At 38.1% G+C, this 16,919-nt stretch carries 19 protein-coding genes; 3 read left to right on the top strand and 16 right to left on the bottom strand.

Annotation, left to right across the window (positions count from 1 at the left end; translation table 11 throughout):
- Positions 1–12: 12 nt before the first annotated feature.
- The 4 genes from ACDF53_RS03480 to ACDF53_RS03465 all read right to left on the bottom strand — a co-directional run bounded on the left by ACDF53_RS03480 (position 13) and on the right by ACDF53_RS03465 (position 3,557).
- Entirely contained in the window at positions 13–792 is a 780-nt protein-coding gene (locus ACDF53_RS03480; protein WP_370815494.1) for a hypothetical protein, read from the bottom strand.
- 332 nt (positions 793–1,124) lie between these two features.
- Entirely contained in the window at positions 1,125–2,285 is a 1,161-nt protein-coding gene (gene sfsA, locus ACDF53_RS03475; protein ID WP_370815493.1) for a DNA/RNA nuclease SfsA, read from the bottom strand.
- Positions 2,286–2,461: 176 nt separating this feature from the next.
- Positions 2,462–3,325: a HigA family addiction module antitoxin gene (locus ACDF53_RS03470; RefSeq protein ID WP_370815492.1), complete on the bottom strand. Its 864-nt coding sequence runs from the start codon at positions 3,323–3,325 to the stop codon at positions 2,462–2,464.
- A 16-nt stretch (positions 3,326–3,341) separates the two neighbouring features.
- Positions 3,342–3,557: a type II toxin-antitoxin system RelE/ParE family toxin gene (locus tag ACDF53_RS03465; RefSeq protein WP_322353403.1), complete on the bottom strand. Its 216-nt coding sequence runs from the start codon at positions 3,555–3,557 to the stop codon at positions 3,342–3,344.
- 544 nt (positions 3,558–4,101) lie between these two features.
- On the opposite strand from ACDF53_RS03465, the gene ACDF53_RS03460 reads away from it, so the two are divergent.
- The 3 genes from ACDF53_RS03460 to ACDF53_RS03450 all read left to right on the top strand — a co-directional run bounded on the left by ACDF53_RS03460 (position 4,102) and on the right by ACDF53_RS03450 (position 6,268).
- Positions 4,102–5,058: a DUF1858 domain-containing protein gene (locus ACDF53_RS03460; protein ID WP_005384870.1), complete on the top strand. Its 957-nt coding sequence runs from the start codon at positions 4,102–4,104 to the stop codon at positions 5,056–5,058.
- 1 nt (position 5,059) lies between these two features.
- Positions 5,060–5,725, top strand: coding sequence for a hypothetical protein (locus ACDF53_RS03455; protein ID WP_370815491.1), 666 nt, complete (start codon positions 5,060–5,062; stop codon positions 5,723–5,725).
- A gap of 255 nt (positions 5,726–5,980) precedes the next feature.
- Complete coding sequence (locus ACDF53_RS03450; protein WP_009351598.1) at positions 5,981–6,268, top strand: cupin domain-containing protein; 288 nt, start codon at positions 5,981–5,983, stop codon at positions 6,266–6,268.
- A 47-nt stretch (positions 6,269–6,315) separates the two neighbouring features.
- On the opposite strand, the gene ACDF53_RS03445 is transcribed toward ACDF53_RS03450, so the two are convergent.
- The 12 genes from ACDF53_RS03445 to ACDF53_RS03390 all read right to left on the bottom strand — a co-directional run bounded on the left by ACDF53_RS03445 (position 6,316) and on the right by ACDF53_RS03390 (position 16,500).
- A complete protein-coding gene (locus ACDF53_RS03445) occupies positions 6,316–6,966 on the bottom strand; it encodes a hypothetical protein (protein WP_370815490.1) in 651 nt (216 codons plus the stop codon).
- 26 nt (positions 6,967–6,992) lie between these two features.
- Positions 6,993–7,541 carry a hypothetical protein gene (locus ACDF53_RS03440; RefSeq protein WP_024063717.1) on the bottom strand — a complete coding sequence of 183 codons (549 nt, stop codon included), beginning with the start codon at positions 7,539–7,541 and terminating at the stop codon, positions 6,993–6,995.
- Between the two features lie 218 nt (positions 7,542–7,759).
- Entirely contained in the window at positions 7,760–8,284 is a 525-nt protein-coding gene (locus tag ACDF53_RS03435; protein WP_370815489.1) for a nitroreductase family protein, read from the bottom strand.
- 195 nt (positions 8,285–8,479) lie between these two features.
- Positions 8,480–8,938, bottom strand: a complete 459-nt coding sequence (locus tag ACDF53_RS03430) for an OmpH family outer membrane protein (RefSeq protein ID WP_039968825.1) — start codon at positions 8,936–8,938, stop codon at positions 8,480–8,482.
- Between the two features lie 259 nt (positions 8,939–9,197).
- Entirely contained in the window at positions 9,198–9,575 is a 378-nt protein-coding gene (locus tag ACDF53_RS03425; RefSeq protein ID WP_005384862.1) for a GerW family sporulation protein, read from the bottom strand.
- Positions 9,576–9,647: 72 nt separating this feature from the next.
- Positions 9,648–10,787 (bottom strand): hypothetical protein, encoded by a 1,140-nt coding sequence (locus tag ACDF53_RS03420; RefSeq protein WP_370816186.1) that lies wholly within the window; start codon positions 10,785–10,787, stop codon positions 9,648–9,650.
- 29 nt (positions 10,788–10,816) lie between these two features.
- Positions 10,817–11,395, bottom strand: a complete 579-nt coding sequence (locus ACDF53_RS03415) for a cob(I)yrinic acid a,c-diamide adenosyltransferase (protein ID WP_039968824.1) — start codon at positions 11,393–11,395, stop codon at positions 10,817–10,819.
- Between the two features lie 124 nt (positions 11,396–11,519).
- A complete protein-coding gene (locus ACDF53_RS03410) occupies positions 11,520–12,473 on the bottom strand; it encodes a M23 family metallopeptidase (RefSeq protein ID WP_295794449.1) in 954 nt (317 codons plus the stop codon).
- Positions 12,474–12,485: 12 nt separating this feature from the next.
- Positions 12,486–13,007, bottom strand: coding sequence for a DUF4446 family protein (locus ACDF53_RS03405; RefSeq protein WP_295205485.1), 522 nt, complete (start codon positions 13,005–13,007; stop codon positions 12,486–12,488).
- A gap of 119 nt (positions 13,008–13,126) precedes the next feature.
- Positions 13,127–14,392 carry a [FeFe] hydrogenase H-cluster maturation GTPase HydF gene (gene hydF / locus ACDF53_RS03400; RefSeq protein ID WP_370815488.1) on the bottom strand — a complete coding sequence of 422 codons (1,266 nt, stop codon included), beginning with the start codon at positions 14,390–14,392 and terminating at the stop codon, positions 13,127–13,129.
- A 348-nt stretch (positions 14,393–14,740) separates the two neighbouring features.
- Positions 14,741–15,670 carry a ParB/RepB/Spo0J family partition protein gene (locus tag ACDF53_RS03395; RefSeq protein ID WP_370815487.1) on the bottom strand — a complete coding sequence of 310 codons (930 nt, stop codon included), beginning with the start codon at positions 15,668–15,670 and terminating at the stop codon, positions 14,741–14,743.
- A 59-nt stretch (positions 15,671–15,729) separates the two neighbouring features.
- A complete protein-coding gene (locus ACDF53_RS03390; protein WP_060924859.1) occupies positions 15,730–16,500 on the bottom strand; it encodes a ParA family protein in 771 nt (256 codons plus the stop codon).
- Positions 16,501–16,919: the final 419 nt, after the last annotated feature.

Here is a 16,919-nt window from a genome sequence, read left to right as displayed (position 1 = left end):
CCTCTCCCTGACCTATTTTCCTCGCACAGCCTGTTGTATTTCCCGATCAACAACGGTAATTATATCTCGTTCAATCTGCTCAGAACTCTTATCTTGATAACCAACACCACTCATTAAGGTATCTCGCCAATCTTCCCGCCCTCTAATTTTAAAACTTATTAGGTACAAAGCCTTGCTCTTGTCTGTTTCACCATTTGGTAAATAGTAAAAGCTAACCTTACGGCCATACACGCTACTTACTAAGGTCTCGTCACCATTAGGTCTATATAGAGAATATATGTCTCTTAACATACCCACTACACCAGCACCATTCGATGTTTGATTAAGAAATATAAAATCCCCTTCCTCAAACAAAGGAACCGTACTATTATCCTCTTTTCGCATAATCTTAGCATCCATTAGCGCTTTGCGCTCCTCATTATTAGCTACCTGAAATCTATACTTTGCAGCAAACAGTGCTACCTCACTATTCAAGCGATCTAAATAAGCCTCTGCATACCTATACTCTGCGTTCGTAACCCGTTGACCACCAGGAATAGGCAACTGAGGAACCTCAACAGAAGCATGCGCAGTAAAGACAATGCCATTATTCTCATCAAAAAACGTATATTCATAGTGCTTATAAGGCTTTGTAGTAACAACCTCAGAAGCCTGCAACACTAGACGAGGATGATACGACGCAAAACGCTTCTCAACCATTGCCTTAATATCATCCGGCGTATACGGCTCAGCATCGAGCGTCGTTAACCGCGAAGAAGTACAACCACCCAATACAACACTACAAACACACACAAAAACCAACAACACAAACCTAACAAACACAGGCATACACAACCACACCTCTCTCTTTTCCCCATTTGTATCAAGTATTCATATCAAATATGCAGACACAATCATTGATACCATCAGCTGATTGTTGATACTCTACTTCACACCCTTTCCCCATCAGGGGCCTCGCCCCATGCGAAAGGAAAAGTGCTTTTGTTGTTGGGACTAGTCCACATATAGGGTTGTAAAAAAGTTAGACACTTATGAATGAGCGACTTAGGTCACTATGGAGCGAAGGAATAAGTGTCTAACTTTTTTAACTAGTAAACCACTATGTGACGGGGCCCCAACAACAATCACTTAACTAGCGCATCCAATTTATTCATACGATAGTTTTCTATTACATCCATAAATGCTTTGTTATGAATAGGATTTTCCCTCATCCCAAATAGGTGGCTTTTGCAGTCGCAGTCAGAGCAACCAAATTTAGGCACGTCCCATTCAGCAACGCCACGGACCGCATCAGCGAGGGCGCATTCTGCATCAGCCCGGCTAGTTCGTATCGGCAGGCCTGCTATCATTTCGCAGTGACCGCGGAAGTAGTCTAAGTGCCAGTGCATTTTCTTGCGTTTCCGTTTATGGCGCTCAATGCGTTTCGTTAAGTTCGCTTTTGCAGAGCCAACGTACATATAGTATCCCGCCTTGAAATGCATCATCCCTTTAGAGCCGATTTCAAGGTCAAGATCGTGATCAAGGTGCATGACCATCACGTACACGCCGCTATCATGAGCCTCTGTATCGAGGATGGTACTCGGATAGGAACATTCTCGTGTTACATTTGGCATGGTGAAAGTCTCATCCCAGGTCACAGCAACGGCTTTCCAGTCTAAGGAAGGAGCTACCTCTTTAAAGGTACGAGCAAATTCTAAATCCGTGTGGTAATCTGGTAAGAACCACTGCGCTCTATCCCATTGCACGAGGAATAGAACCCCTGTGTGGTATCCTTCGTTTTGCAATTCTTTTAAATGTAATAAATGCTTACGGCCTCGTTCTGTTATGGCATCAGGGAACATGGCGCCCGTTTTAGAAAATAACGTACAAGACTTAACCTCTAGTAAAAACTCATCGCCCTTATCATTGGTAAGGAGCAAGTCAAAACGTGATGATGTACCATGTAGTTTAACCGTATACTCTCGTCTTACAACGCGCCATTCCTCCCAACCAGGGATCAGCTTATTTTCGATCAAATGCTGCGCTACATCGTTACTGTAATTTGTGTCGAGCATAATCACGACACCATCGCGCTCGATGCCTACAACGCGGTACTTTGTCTTTGCATCAGGCTTATCGTGAGGCACGATGTACATCGTTACACCGGCGAATAAGAGCTCCCACATGCGACCAGGATTTGGTAAATGCGCGAGTACGCTTTCACCATTTAAATCTAAGGTCACCACAAAACGGTTCGGGCGACCAGTATATGTTGCTTTCAAAATTGTATCGTAAAGGACCTTCATTGTATCTCCTATATCAGTAATATTCTATATGTCTATTATACGCTATTTTGTTACAGGATAAGAATCCTATACATCGTACTATGAAAGACCTTACGTTAATGGGAACCTCTAACAAGTGCTATAAGCCCTTAAAAACTTACAAAAAAGAGGTATTTAAAAACTTACCAAAATATGGCTCAATAATTCACCACAGTTACAGGATCATTGTTTCGGTATTTGCGATTACTACGTTGATAATCACGCTCTAACAAGTTATGTAGGGCTTCTTCTAATAAATTCCAAAAACTATCAGTATCTTCCGTTGGTATACCAAGAACAATGGAGCTCCCTTTGGAATAGGTAATACATGTTGAGGTTATGTTATCAATAATTGGCAAATACACAATAATCACACCACATGCTGCTAACATGTCCTTCAAAGGCTCTTTCACACCAATTAAAGGTTCACTAGAAAGGTCCTTAATTTTTGGTATAAATGTTCTTAGTAACTCCGCATCGTAAGGATTGACCTCTACAAAACGAGCCCTTCCTTTCGTGATTTGTACCAATGTATAAATTGCACTCTTTTTATCAGGCTCCATATCCTTAATATTTTCATATACTAAGGGCATAACCATGTCATTAGCTACATTTTTTAAAGAAGCTACCTCAAAAAACTTTTGTAGATTATTAACCTGCTCAGCTACCTTTTTTGTTTCTGGCACGATGCCTAAACGTGCGAGTTTGGCATAACCAAAAGGTTTAGCAAAGTTGATTTCTTCATCAATAGAATTCTCATACTCTACTTTTAATATCTTTTCTCTGTAATTAGCTTCTAATCCATTCCAAAAACTTGCCTCTACACCAAATACCCGTTCAAGACGCATTGCTACATCCTGTGTTAGTGGGACTTCACCATTAATGAGCTTACTGATGTGCTTCTCACTCATATCCATTCGTGTAGCTAATTCTTTTTGCGTCATATGCCTATCTTCTAAAACCTCTTTTATTGTCATTCCAGGCGGTATAGCAATAAAAGTTTTACTCTCATATATCTTCATATGTATATCTCCTATACTAATGATAATCTACAATTTCTTGAATCTCTACTACGTGAAACATTCCATCAATATGTATAAAAATAAGTCTATAAGGGTGTACTAAATCCATAGCATATTGAGTTTTGCGATCTCCAACTAACTTATGGCACCGTCCCACACCATTTAAAATCAAAGACTGAATAGATGTAGCAAAACGAAGTTGATCAATTCTTAAATGAATTTTACGTGCCATCTCACGTCCATATTCTCGCCTAGCAGTATTTGCATCTGTACAAACTGTTTCTAACTTATTATTCTTATATCGTATATCCAATATGTCACCGACTCTCTCAAATCATAGTGAATGGTTGATACAATATAAATGGCCATTTATAACAATTTACCTAGTAGGTTAATTCTATTATACTCTCTCAAATACAAATGTAAATATACAATTTACCAATTAGGTAAATTATTTTATAATATCTAGTATTATAAATCATATATGCTATTAATAATTAATATTGAAATTTTTCATTTTTGTAGCTTAGGTTACATTATTACATGTTAAAATAGTTTATACTAGGAACATCAGGTCAGTATTTAATACCCGTACTGATCGTTACGCCGGGTTTTGGTGAGGCATCGCCTAGTTGATCTCATCACGCTGTACGTATACGTGCGAAGCTTTCACAAAACCCAACGGCGTATATAGATTACATATAAAGAATTACATAGATTAACTAAGTAGTTTAGGCCACTATTCTCCGCAGAGAGGGCTCGAGAAAGGATTTACAATGGCACAAATCGCAGCAAATTTACAACGCATTAAAAACGGCCAACGCCGTTATGCAATTACACCTCGCGTTCCAGCAGGTTTCATTCAACCAGAACAATTACAAAAATATATCGACGTAGCGAATGAGTTCGGCGCTGTTCTTAAATTGACTGGTAGCCAACGCATTATGATTACGAATTTAAAAGCAGAAGACGTAGATAAAGCTTGGGAAATGCTCGGCATGGAGCCAGCGTACACTGTTTCTAACCGCGTGCGCAGCGTAAAAATCTGCCCAGGTACTACCTTCTGTAAACGCGCTAAACAAGACAGCGTACATCTTGGCATGCAAATTGAACGCAAGTATTTGTCTCAAGAAATGCCAAGCAAAATGAAAATCGGCGTGTCCGGTTGTCTTAACTCTTGTACTGAAAGCCGCATGAAAGATGTTGGTATCATCGGTACTGTAGAGGGTTGGAATGTGTACGCTGGCGGTAGCGGCGGCGCGCATCCACGCATCGGCGACCTCATCGCAGAAGTAACAACTGAAAAAGAAGCTCTTGCATTGGTAGATCGTATCATTGCATACTATAAAGAAAACGCACAAATTGAACGTATGGGCGAATTCATTGACCGCATTGGTTTAGAGGCTTTCAAAGAGGCTGTATTGGGCGACCTTGAAGGTGCTCCAGCTGAAAGCAAATCCGATGAACCAGCTGTGTTCTTGCCTGGTCATGGTAATGATCCAGAACCAGAAGCACCACGCCTCGAAGCAGGTGCTCCTATTACACCAGACACAATCATTCGCGACATCGTGGATACATATCCAAATGTTGTGCCTGTATTACAAAGCATCGGCATGGGTTGCCTTGGTTGCCCATCTTCTACAGCTGAACCATTGTGGCAAGCTGCAGAAATCCATGGTGTTAATGTATACGATTTAGTTCAAAAATTAGAAACTGCACGAAAAGGAGCTTAATATGTCCGCATTCTTAGGTCACATCCATTATTGGTTATATCGTAAAATTCAATTGCTCGTTGAGCGTGAAAACTTGATTTTAGAAAAAACAACTAAGGTTGTTGATGATTTGGCAGAGGAATTACACTCTATTTCCGTAGATACTTACGGTGAGCCAATCAATCCTAGCATCCCACTAGAAAACATCATCGACCATGGCAATATCCATGGCTGGTTGTCCAACCAAATCAACATCGCTTCCGTTCGCGAAGCAGCTTTCATCAAAGATTTGCTCGATACAAACTCCGGCGACGAAGCCGTACATGTAGTAACAGCAATTCTTGATGCATTTGCTGTCCAAGGTCAAGCTTGTGGCGTTGTGGCGCAAGACAATCTTGAGGAACACACTGCACCTGCTATTTACAATGCACTTCAAAACTTCTATGTAAACGGCATGCCTTGTGACGGTGGTGACCAAGTTGTTTCTGAAAGCCCAGATGAATTTACATGGGTTGGGGATCACAGATTACAAGCAGGCTACTGGCGTACAGCGGGCGTTGACCCTAAGTTCATGGCATTAGCGTACCAAACATGGTTCGAAGCCTTTGTAAAAGCGGTAGATCCAAACTTTGAACTTGTAACGACTGAAGAAAACGGTACACGTTTATATTCCATTCGTAAAAAATAATTAATAAATACATAACATTCCGTTTGTTTAGACACTATAAACGAACGAAAACGAGCAAAAAAACGAACGTAAAATTTTACGTTCGTTTTTTCATGTCTGAAATTTTCTATATATTTTACAAAACTGTAGCTATAGGCACAGCATTGATAAGCAATATCATTTATAATGTAAGCATAAGGTAATTACATAAGTTCATTTAATTAAGTAATAGCGTCAGCTTTCAAAACATAAAAAGCTAGAATTAGGAGGTCTATTATGGCAGGCACAGTTAATCAAGAATTAGGTTTATTATTCCAAGGTCCTAACTATGTAATCGTAAAAAAAGGCGGCAAAGCTGGTGAACAAGTTGAAAAACACAACCACCCAGAAGCAAACGTAATTTTTACAGTAGTAAAAGGTAAAGTACAAGTATTCCTTAACGAAACTGAAGAACATGTACTTGTACCAGGCCAAGTATTAGAATTCAACGGCGACAACTACATCCAAGCAACACTTGTTGAAGACAGCGAATTCGTAGTAAATCTTATTCACAAACCTGAATAAAAAAGGAGCGCTAAGCGCTCCTTTTTTATTTAATTCATCAATCAGAATTAATACCATTGATGTTTTTTATATGTTTCTGCAGTTATATGAAAAATAAGTTGCTTATAATCAGCAGCATTAACGGCAATAACATCCATGTCTCTTCCATCAAATAAGTTTATATCAAATTCATATGCCTTTGATGCACCTTCATTGGCTTCAACCCCTTTAAAGTCCATCATCTTACCATTATAAATTTTACCATCTTTTTTTATTACTATATTTCCTATATAAGAAGGCACTCCCCACATAGGATTTGAATAAGTATAAATATAAACTTTATCAGCACGTGCCTCTAATTCGGCTTTTAATTCCTTCGAAAACGGAATAAATGTCTGTTTTTCTACGTAAATACCATGCCTATATAAACTATAAGGAGTAGAGATATATGCCATAGTAGGAGCCGCATATAATTGCTTTAGCCCACCAGGCTCTTTCCTACCTAAATTATAATAATCTTTTTTCCCTTTTTTAAACTCTGCTTCCGCTTTCAATTTATCGCTCTCTGATAAGGTAGATAAAATTGTTTTACTACCAGGCTCTGCAGAATATCTCATTATATTAGTCGAATCATGATTTATATTTTGATCTAAATTTTCTGCAAAAGAGGTATTCATCATTAAAAACATCGACATAAGTAATAGTATTCTTTTTTTCATAATATTCTCCCCTACAAAATATATTATTAAAAAATTTTATTATATGCTTTTTCAAATGCATATGCGGCTGCTTTATAAAAAGGACCGGCATAAACATAATCGGCAGTAGCATAATTATTATCATCTAAACTACTAAAATCACTATCTATTCTGCCATCTAAATCATACACTTTATCAAGTTTAAAAGAACCATTAATTCCAGACTCTTTACGTTTAGCACTTATCAAATACGGTTTAGCCTCATTAAAAGATAACTCATATAATCTTTGTTTTTTAGCTATACCTTCAATAGAATAGTTATAATTATAATTAGCAATAAAATCGGATAAAGTTATTGTACTATCATTATAATCAACTAAATATGCTTGATATTTCAACGTATAATAAGGTGGATTATAACGTAGACTTTGAACAGAACTCAAATTCATATACAAATCCTGTGTATTTGTTGAATAAACTAATTTATATTGATTTGAATGTTGTAAATCATATAATGACACTGCATATGATATAAATGAAATAGAACTTAATATACATATTAAGAAGAAACACCTAACAAAAAATCGCTTAAACATAAATATCCGCTCCTTCTAAGTATTATGGTTAGTATATCAGTTATCACTAAATAATGCTTAAATCAGCTTTAAAAACTTCATTAATTTTTCATCTTCAAAAATAGTAAAAATAGAGACTAGCTGATATTTTGAATCAACTAGTCTCTATTTTTATTTGTTGAAATTATCCAACACCGTATTTCTCATAATATTTATAGCAAATTGTAGATTTCTAGTATTTAATCAAAAAAGTTATATTTAATAAGTGAAGTAAGTTCATATCGTTTTGTATGGCCCGGTGCAGGCACACAGTCTGGATGAGGGTATCCTATAGGGAAGATGGCTACAGGTATAATAGTATCCGGCAAGTTATATGCCGTGCGTACTTTAACTGGATCAAAATGAGCAATCCAGGTTGTTCCTAAGCCTATATCCGCCACGGTAAACATGAGGTGAGAACCTACAATACTAGCATCTACAACGCCTAAATCCGCATCATCGTATTCCCGTTTCCAACTCACTGTTTTATCATAACAAACAATAATCGCCAACGGCGCATTGAAGTGACCATTAGTGCAGTCTTTTAGTTTGTTAATACTATCTGTCGTATTCAGCACAAGTAAGCGTTGCGGCTGATAATTATGAGCCGTAGGTGCTAATCTCGCTGCCTCTAACAAGATATCTAATTTCTCTTGCTCAACGGGCTTCGTATCAAATTTTCGTACTGAATACCGCTCTGTGGCTAATACTTTAAAATCTTTCATTAGAACTCACTCCTTATTTGAAATAAGCTAATCTATTTTAAAGAAAACACCTATATAATGCTTACAATATGTTATCTCTAACAGACTACTTCTGTTAATATATTTCTCTATCTTACTATAAAATTCCTTTAAATCCAAAAGCCCCTTATCTGAAACCAGACAAGGGGCCATTTCATATTATTTTTTTAGCCGGTATTATTTTTTTAGACGGCTAATTACTTCGTTAGTAATGTTTTCGATTTTGCTGTTAGCGTCAGCCGCACGGATTGTGTATGGATCATCCAATACTACATCCATTTTTTTCTCAACGCGAATGGATTCAACAGCATTGTGAATTGCTTGCATCATAGGTTGTGCAATTTTGTTGATTTCTTCGTTTTCTTTTTGAAGCAATGGAGCTACGGATTTGTTGAATTCAGCTTCTGCTTGAGTTTGATCTTGAATTTTTTCAATTTCTTGTACTTTTTTCTCAATTTGTGGACGGTATTGAGCGTCTACTTGTTGCATTTTCATATCTAATGCACCATAGCCAGGGTAGCTATTTACTACTTGGCTCATATTTACTAAGCCAATGTTAGCAGCACTTGCTACTGCAGCAGTAGCAGACATAGCACCAACGATAGCTAAGGTAGTTAATTTTTTAGATAATTTCATCTGAAATCCTCCTCGAAATAAAAGTGTCACTATACAATCCAATAGTGTACTATTTTTACTATAACAAATCTCGCTAACTTTCACAAGACTATGTTACATAGCATAATAAAGCCCTATGAACTGCTTATGAAAGTCTATAGAAGTTAAAATAATACCCACAGGCACGCCCTGAAGCTATAATCGCAGTCGTTACGGACATATTCAGAGCACACATGTGGGTATTACGGCTTTCACCTAGTATTTATAATTCGTCGCCGAATTATTGTTCATCGTTCAAATAAATGTATTTATCGGATTTCAATTTGGACACGAGGTCAGGCACCAAACCGATAAGACGATCGAAGCTGCTGCTGTAAGGATTGCCTTTAATGTTGAACAACTCGATGCGTTCACCTTTAATAACGAGGATAGCGCTTGGTTCCATTTTGGCACCGCCGCCACCGCCACCACATTCGTGATTTTTGTTAGCAGTGTTGTGGTTTGTACCAGTACCGAAACCAAATGTTACGTCTACGAATGGAACAAGTGTAGTATCGCCGATTTGCACAGCTTCGCCTACTACAGTTTCCACCTTAATCATATTTTTGAATTTCTCGAATAGGACTTCCAAATTCTCTTTTACATTACTGTTCTCCATCACAGTACCTCCGCTTTTTGTGAAAGTATCATTGCTATATCAGCTCATGTACTTAGTTGACTTAATATATCCTTACGCTGTTTGACCTTGTTCGGCTTTCAGCTTTTCTAACTGCTTAGCTTCCTTCCGTTTAACCCAGAAGACGCGAGCACCTTCACCCAATAGGGAACGCATTGGTTTAGATAGTAAAAATCTTGTGCCATGCCAAGCCATGACAGCTAAAATGATGCGACCTTTAATATGACCGCTACCTTCACCGGCCCAGTTTACATAATCGAGCTCGATGTTCTCAGCTTGTTCTGGCCAAATGCTATATAGCATAGATGCTATAATCCCCATGCGATATGGGTCACCGATACCAAATCGACCTTCTATGGCCACATCGCGTGGTTTAGAGTGGTCATAGCATCGTTTTGAAACAAGGAATAACTGGTGCCATAATTCTGTATTTGTTACATGTTTCATGAACCAGAATGTAGGAATTTTAGACTTAAATGATGCCACCGGATCGTTTGGATCTGGCTTTTCAAAACGTTGTTTCACCGTCGTTTTGAGGTCATTCACCTTCGTAAATACCTTTTCCTTAATGGAACCGTCACTGTTGAAAGTAACGCGACTTACCGTTTCATCATCACTTTGAATATGGGATGTTGGGTCTTGCTGAATGGAGTCATACCGATCAGCACGAGCTTGTGCATCCATATCCTTAGAAGCTTGTTCAGGACGTTCTATGCGCTCATTCGACTTTTGAGAAGTCCCAGCCCCTGGCGCTTCTTCATCATTAAAGGTAGCGTCAGAACGCTGAGCGCTCTTCAAATCATCAAAGCTAGTACCACTAGAGCTTGCAGAAGGACCTTGTCCGCCCCCTTGCATCGCTTTGGCGAAGGCTTCCGCTTGCGACATGTCGCCATCGTCGTCCATCACCTTTTGGTATTCTTCGTCTACGCGATTTTCAAGCCATTCTTCATAGTCTTTCACAGGACCAATCTTGAGCATGCCCAAAATGTATAATTCCTTAAAAAATGGTTTGTCCTGCAAATACGCTAGATGCAGTGAAAATACACGCCACAACCATTTGACGCGCACCTCGCCACGATATGGCGATCGTCCGTTGATTTCGATGCTATATGTGATTGGTGTCAGTAGGATAATCAAGATGAGTGCTGCAATGATGGCCACAATAACGAGGGCCACAATAGCCACTGTACTCAACCACATCACCTCCTTAGGTGTACCTATGATTAGTTTTCAATACCTTTTCGAGCCATTACGCCTTGAAGGTAGTAATGTTTGACCTCTTTCATTTCCGTTACAAGGTCTGCCTCATCGATTAATTCTTGAGGAGCCCCACGGCCCGTAAATACGAGTTCCGTTTCTGGATGACGAGCATCGAGCAAAGCCTTTGTCTTATCCCATGTAATGAGTTCAAAAAAGAGTGCCATGTTGTATTCATCAAGAACGACGAGATCGTACTCACCACTGCTGATAGCAGCTAGTGCACGTTCGTAGCCTTTTTCGATGAGCGCTACATAATCCTTTGGCGGATTGCCAGATTCAAAGACAACGACTTCATCGCCCCATTTAGCGAGTTCGTCCTTGCTCTTCATCCCTTCTTTGATGATAAAGAATGGCTTGCCCACGGTTTCCAAGGTTAAATTCTTTAAGGTAGGTAAAATAGTATGTTCACTATATACTTTAGATTTCATAAATTGCAAAAAGAGGACTTTCTTGCCAGCGCCGATGGCACGGATAGCTAGACCGATAGCAGCGGTCGTTTTGCCCTTGCCTTCGCCGGTATAAACTTGTACATAGGCCTTCATAGATATACCTCCGTTCATATACTTTTATTTTACAATATATATATACAAAAGAAAAGAAAAAGAACTTGCTATTAGTGCATTTGCACGCATAACAAGTTCTTTGTCTTATGAATCATGTTTAATTTTAGTTACTAATTGGTAAGAAGATCATAGGGTCTGTAGGAGATCCATTGAGGCGTACCTCGTAGTGAACGTGAGCGCCTGTACTTTTACCAGTACTGCCCATCAAGGCAATTGTTTGACCTTGTTTTACGCTCATACCTACAGTTACCAACACAGCACTATTATGGCCATAACGCGTTACGAAGCCATTACCGTGGTCGATTTCAACGAGGTTACCATAACCGCCTTCTGTATAACCTGCAAAGGTTACAACGCCCGCAGCAGTGGCCACGATTTGTGTACCATAGTCATCCGCAATATCTACTCCTTCGTGGAATGCACCGATAGCGCCCGTTACAGGGTCCACACGGCTACCAAATGGAGAGGTAATAACGCCCTTGCTCGGCCAGATACTTGGTGTAGTGTTATTCGTAACACCACCAGAGCCAGCAGAGAAGTTAATAGATTGCATAGCCATAAGGTCTTGCGCCCCACCATCACGAAGGATATTACGCATTGTATAGAAGCTAACTAGCAATTTTTGTGCGTCCTTGTCCATTTTGGACAGACGAGCTGATAATTGTGCCGCTGTCAGCGTCTTTACTTCGCTTTCATCAGCGGCTGGCTGCTTTGGGTCGCTACCGTCCCCGCCACCTTGAGATGGTGTGCCAGATTCAGCGCCCTTCAGCATTTGCTTGTTTTCTTCGCTAATTTGATTTAAGTTTTGAATTTTCTTATCTAAAACATCTGTCTTTTGTTGTAACAATTTTAGCTGTTCAGATTGTAATTGTGTCTGTTGACGTAATTGCACTACCTCAGCTTGGCGCACGATGCCCCAAATGCCGAGAACCAATGCGGCGATAATTATAATAGAGCTTACAATAGCTGCAACCTTCGCCTGCTTGGTTGTTAATGTCAATATGCAGTTGTCACCATTTCTTTCAACTTTGTTTGAAATAAATGCCGGTACTTTCAATACAAACCTTCCTTATTTAGAAACGATGGCGCTCGTTAACGCTTCCTCATTGGTGCGTTCGCCCAACGCTTCGTTCAAACTCTCTAATTCTTCTTGTGAAAGACTTACGAGACTTTTACCTTTCACAATGGGTTTACTAAAAATACGGGATTCATTACGACCGTAAATACTGGAGATACAGATGCCGTTATTGTTGCCATCAAGCAATGTAAGCGCAAAGGACAAATCATTACCGATATTTTCAAAGGCATTATATTTAATAAAGCCAATTTTTTGTATCGTATTGCTTTGAATATTGCGGATTGCCGCTTGCTCGGTCATCATGGTCTCAAGACCCTTTGCAGCATCGCGAATTTCGCTAACCTCTACAGATAATTTACGTTCTAGGCTCGCACCATTGTCTCCTTGCATAAAGAAATCGTATTTCTTTTTAAGGCTCCCTAAGCGAATGTGCAAGATAATACAATACACTAACAACGCTATAACAAGGACGATGGTTGCCATGCCAATCCACGGTTGAATCGATTCGAACATGTATATTCCTTCCTATACAATCATTCAAACTCCAACACTTAATTATACCATTCTTATTGTGAAAGTTAAATGACTGCATGCAATTTAATTTAATATGTGTAGTTATAAATTAATTATATCTACCCTTTTATTTCGTCAATAAATGGGCTTATCGCTCGTTCTAGTATACCATGTAGAGCGGCTATGAGTACACCGTAATTTACGATTGGTGTGCCTTGTACAACAGCACATTCAATACGTCGTAATACCTCGCGGCGTGTGAGCATACAAGCACCACAGTGGATGATTAAATCATACTGAGATACGTCTTTTGGGAAGGCTCCCCCACTTGTAAATTCTAACTGTAAATCTGTATGACCTTGCTTCTTTAGCAGATTAGGAATTTTTACAGTTCCAATATCATCACATTGACGGCGATGTGTGCAACCTTCACTAATAAGCACCTTAGAACCTGGTTTTAAATTTTTAATCGCCTCTACACCAGCTACTAAGTCCTGTAATTTTCCTTTAAAGCGGGCCATCAAGATGGAAAACGACGTCAACGGAATTCTACGAGGTGTTAGCTCATCAACTCGATCAAAGGCTTGAGAGTCACAGATAACCATCTTAGGTGGGTTCTTAAGAGAATTAATCATAGCTGGTAACTCTTCTGTTTGGCACACTAGCGCCAAGCCTTTATAGTCGAGAATTTCTCGAATTGTTTGTACTTGTGGCAAAATGAGACGGCCCTTTGGCGCTGCGCTATCAATAGGACATACGAGGATGATTGTATCCCCCTCTTCTACTAAGCCCTGTAATAAAGTTTGATCACCTTCTACATCAAGTGGTGTTAATCCGCCCAGAAGATCGAGTAACTCTAAACGTTTAACCTTAGATGTAAAATCAGCAGAACCAATGACAGTAGCTAATTCAGATAATCCCTTATGAGTTTCTACATAAGTAAATGCATCTGTTTTATTTTCTATGTTGTTTTCTTTATCATTTTCTTTGTCAATTTCTGCATTGATTTCATTTATAAATAATGCAATAGGCACATTATTTTGTTTTAATAGGCTTAACCAATGCATATCATCAGCAGTTGGTTCTTCATCGGTACGAAGTACATAAACAGCAAGGTTAATCTTCTTCACAACCTCTTCTGTTTTCTCCATCCGCAATGTACCTAATTCAGTTGTATCGTCTATACCAGCTGTATCGGTAATCACCACAGGTCCTAGTGGTAAAATCTCCATAGATTTGCTCACCGGGTCTGTCGTTGTCCCTGCTACTTCAGATACAAGGGATACAGGCTGATCTGTTAACATATTGATCAATGTAGACTTACCAGCATTACAGCGGCCGAAGAAGCCGATATGTACGCGGTTTGCTTTAGGTGTTTGTTCCATAGTCTATCCTTGTTACTTAACATATATATTATTAAATATCTAACTAATATTTCTAATAATATAACTTATTATATATAATATATCGCTTATATATAATATATCACTTTATATAATTATAACCCTTAAATACAGTAAAAGCGCAGTCCGTAGACTACGCTTTCACCGTGGATTGTAAATTGTATTTATATTATACAGAATTGTTATTGATTTGTCATTACTTAATTTACATAATTCGATATCAAATTTAGTATACCGATTATGTTATTTAATAAAAAACCCACTATATATAGTTATTACGTAGTAATAAAGAGTACAAGATTATATATTACTAGTGCTTTTGCTGAGCAATTATACTCTAAATTCTACAGTTTCAGTATCATTTGTATGGTCTTGACCATCCATATAAGCAATGAGTCGTTCTAATTCTGTTTCAGAGGAGAAGGCAATTTCAATCTTACCTTGAACCTTTTTACCAGCACGGAACTTAATGTTTACAGGAGATCCCAAGCTTAGTTTTAAACGGTCCATAAGAGCACGTACCTCTGCAGTACTTTGCGGCTTAACAGCCTTTGTTTTAGGAGTTTTATTTTGCATAGACTTTACAAGAGCCTCTGCTTGACGTGCACTTAATTCGCCCTCTTTAATACGTTCAGCAGCTTCAATTTGTTGTGCAGCACTACGCAACGCCAGTAATGGACGTGCTTGACCTACTGTTAAGTCACCTTCAATAAGATCTTTTTGTACAGAATCGCACAACTTTAACAAACGAACCATATTTGCAATATAAGAACGACTGCGACCTAAACGAGCAGAAATCATTTCTTGCGTTTGTTTATAAGTATCCATTAAACCTTGGTATGCCATAGCTTCTTCAATAGGATCTAAGCCTTCACGTTGTAGATTTTCAACGAGGGCTACCTCTGTCATTTCTTCTGTATTATATTTCTTTACAATAACTGGTACTGTCTCTAGACCCGCAATAATAGCCGCACGGTAACGACGTTCACCAGCTACAATTTGGTATTTATTCTTTTGTTTACGTACTACAATCGGTTGAAAAATACCAAGATTTTTAATAGATTCAGCTAATGTAGCTAAACTATCCTCATCAAAGCTTTTACGAGGTTGCTCTGCATTGGGAACTAATTCGGAAATTGGTAGTTCATGAATCTCCTTTTCAGGTAGTACAGATTCTACAGTATCCACCTTCATTAAGTTTCCAAGGCCCTTCCCCAAGCCAGATGATTTACTTTTCTTACTTTTAACTTCTCTAGGCATAACTAACCTCTCTCACCTTACATAGTGACTATATCAATTTGTAACACTCTATTATTTAATTATTTAGCTTTTGAGGCTTTAATTACTTCTTTAGCTAATTTAGTATATACGTCAGCACCCTTAGATTTTGGATCATATACAATAATTGGTTCACCATAGCTTGGAGCTTCGCTAAGACGTACATTGCGAGGGATAATAGTCTTATATACTTTATTGCCAAAGAATTTTTTCACTTCATCAGCAACCTGAATAGATAAATTTGTACGACCATCAAACATAGTTAACAAGACACCTTCAATTTCAAGGTCTTTATTAGATGTTTGTTGTACAATTGTTATGGTTTTTACTAGTTGACTAACCCCTTCTAGTGCGTAAAATTCACTTTGAATTGGAATTAAAACGCTATCTGCTGCTGTAAAAGCATTTAATGTTAGCAAACCAAGGGATGGCGGGCAGTCAATAATAATAAAATCGTATTCGTCACGTACTGGTGCCAATGCTTTTTTCAACATTGTTTCACGTGAAACAACGGAAACGAGTTCCACTTCTGCACCAGCTAATTGAATTGTTGCAGGCGCTACAAATAGCTTTTTAAGCATTGTAGGCTGAACAATATCAGTAATAGGTTCACCATCGATTAGAACATCGTGTACACAGAGTTCTAAATCATCTTTTTCAATGCCTAAACCAGAGCTAGCATTACCTTGTGGATCCAAATCAACAAGTAATACTTTTTTACCAGCATCAGCCAAACAAGCGCTCAAATTCACGGATGTTGTTGTTTTACCAACACCGCCTTTTTGATTAGTAATAGCTATAACTTTGCCCACTTAATTCACCTCACATGTTCGTTCAAAATATTTCTTTTTAATTATAACATAAAACAACGATAATTACGGTAATTACAAATCAATTTCTCGAAAAATATCTATAATTTTATCTATTAAACACATCATTTAATAATATACATAATCAAATATTAGCAAATAATATGATATAACCTCATTTTGTATTCTCAAAATTCTTAATAAAAATCCTAATTGTTTCACGTGAAACAATTTACTTTTAATTTTTTAAAACGATTTTGAGTTAAATATATACATAAATGTTTCACGTGAAACATTTATGTATAATCAAAAATTTACAACTTGCTCCGTATATAATTCTAGCAAAAAAAATTATGTTAAAAAATTAAGCTTGGCATATAAACATATACCAACTAATTAAAATTACACAAAAATTTTTCACG

Source organism: Veillonella sp. (assembly GCF_041333735.1).
Taxonomy (GTDB): Bacteria; Bacillota; Negativicutes; order Veillonellales; family Veillonellaceae; genus Veillonella.
Note: the sequence above shows the minus strand (reverse complement) of the source record. Positions and strands in the feature narration are given on the sequence as shown.

Coding starts and splice junctions, on each gene's coding strand:
- sfsA (WP_370815493.1), bottom strand. CDS start 2,285: ATGAAGGTCCTTTACGATACAATTTTGAAAGCAACATATACTGGTCGC.
- ACDF53_RS03470 (WP_370815492.1), bottom strand. CDS start 3,325: ATGAAGATATATGAGAGTAAAACTTTTATTGCTATACCGCCTGGAATG.
- ACDF53_RS03465 (WP_322353403.1), bottom strand. CDS start 3,557: ATGGCACGTAAAATTCATTTAAGAATTGATCAACTTCGTTTTGCTACA.
- ACDF53_RS03460 (WP_005384870.1), top strand. CDS start 4,102: ATGGCACAAATCGCAGCAAATTTACAACGCATTAAAAACGGCCAACGC.
- ACDF53_RS03455 (WP_370815491.1), top strand. CDS start 5,060: ATGTCCGCATTCTTAGGTCACATCCATTATTGGTTATATCGTAAAATT.
- ACDF53_RS03450 (WP_009351598.1), top strand. CDS start 5,981: ATGGCAGGCACAGTTAATCAAGAATTAGGTTTATTATTCCAAGGTCCT.
- ACDF53_RS03445 (WP_370815490.1), bottom strand. CDS start 6,966: ATGAAAAAAAGAATACTATTACTTATGTCGATGTTTTTAATGATGAAT.
- ACDF53_RS03440 (WP_024063717.1), bottom strand. CDS start 7,541: ATGTTTAAGCGATTTTTTGTTAGGTGTTTCTTCTTAATATGTATATTA.
- ACDF53_RS03435 (WP_370815489.1), bottom strand. CDS start 8,284: ATGAAAGATTTTAAAGTATTAGCCACAGAGCGGTATTCAGTACGAAAA.
- ACDF53_RS03430 (WP_039968825.1), bottom strand. CDS start 8,938: ATGAAATTATCTAAAAAATTAACTACCTTAGCTATCGTTGGTGCTATG.
- ACDF53_RS03425 (WP_005384862.1), bottom strand. CDS start 9,575: ATGGAGAACAGTAATGTAAAAGAGAATTTGGAAGTCCTATTCGAGAAA.
- ACDF53_RS03415 (WP_039968824.1), bottom strand. CDS start 11,395: ATGAAGGCCTATGTACAAGTTTATACCGGCGAAGGCAAGGGCAAAACG.
- ACDF53_RS03405 (WP_295205485.1), bottom strand. CDS start 13,007: ATGTTCGAATCGATTCAACCGTGGATTGGCATGGCAACCATCGTCCTT.
- hydF (WP_370815488.1), bottom strand. CDS start 14,392: ATGGAACAAACACCTAAAGCAAACCGCGTACATATCGGCTTCTTCGGC.
- ACDF53_RS03395 (WP_370815487.1), bottom strand. CDS start 15,670: ATGCCTAGAGAAGTTAAAAGTAAGAAAAGTAAATCATCTGGCTTGGGG.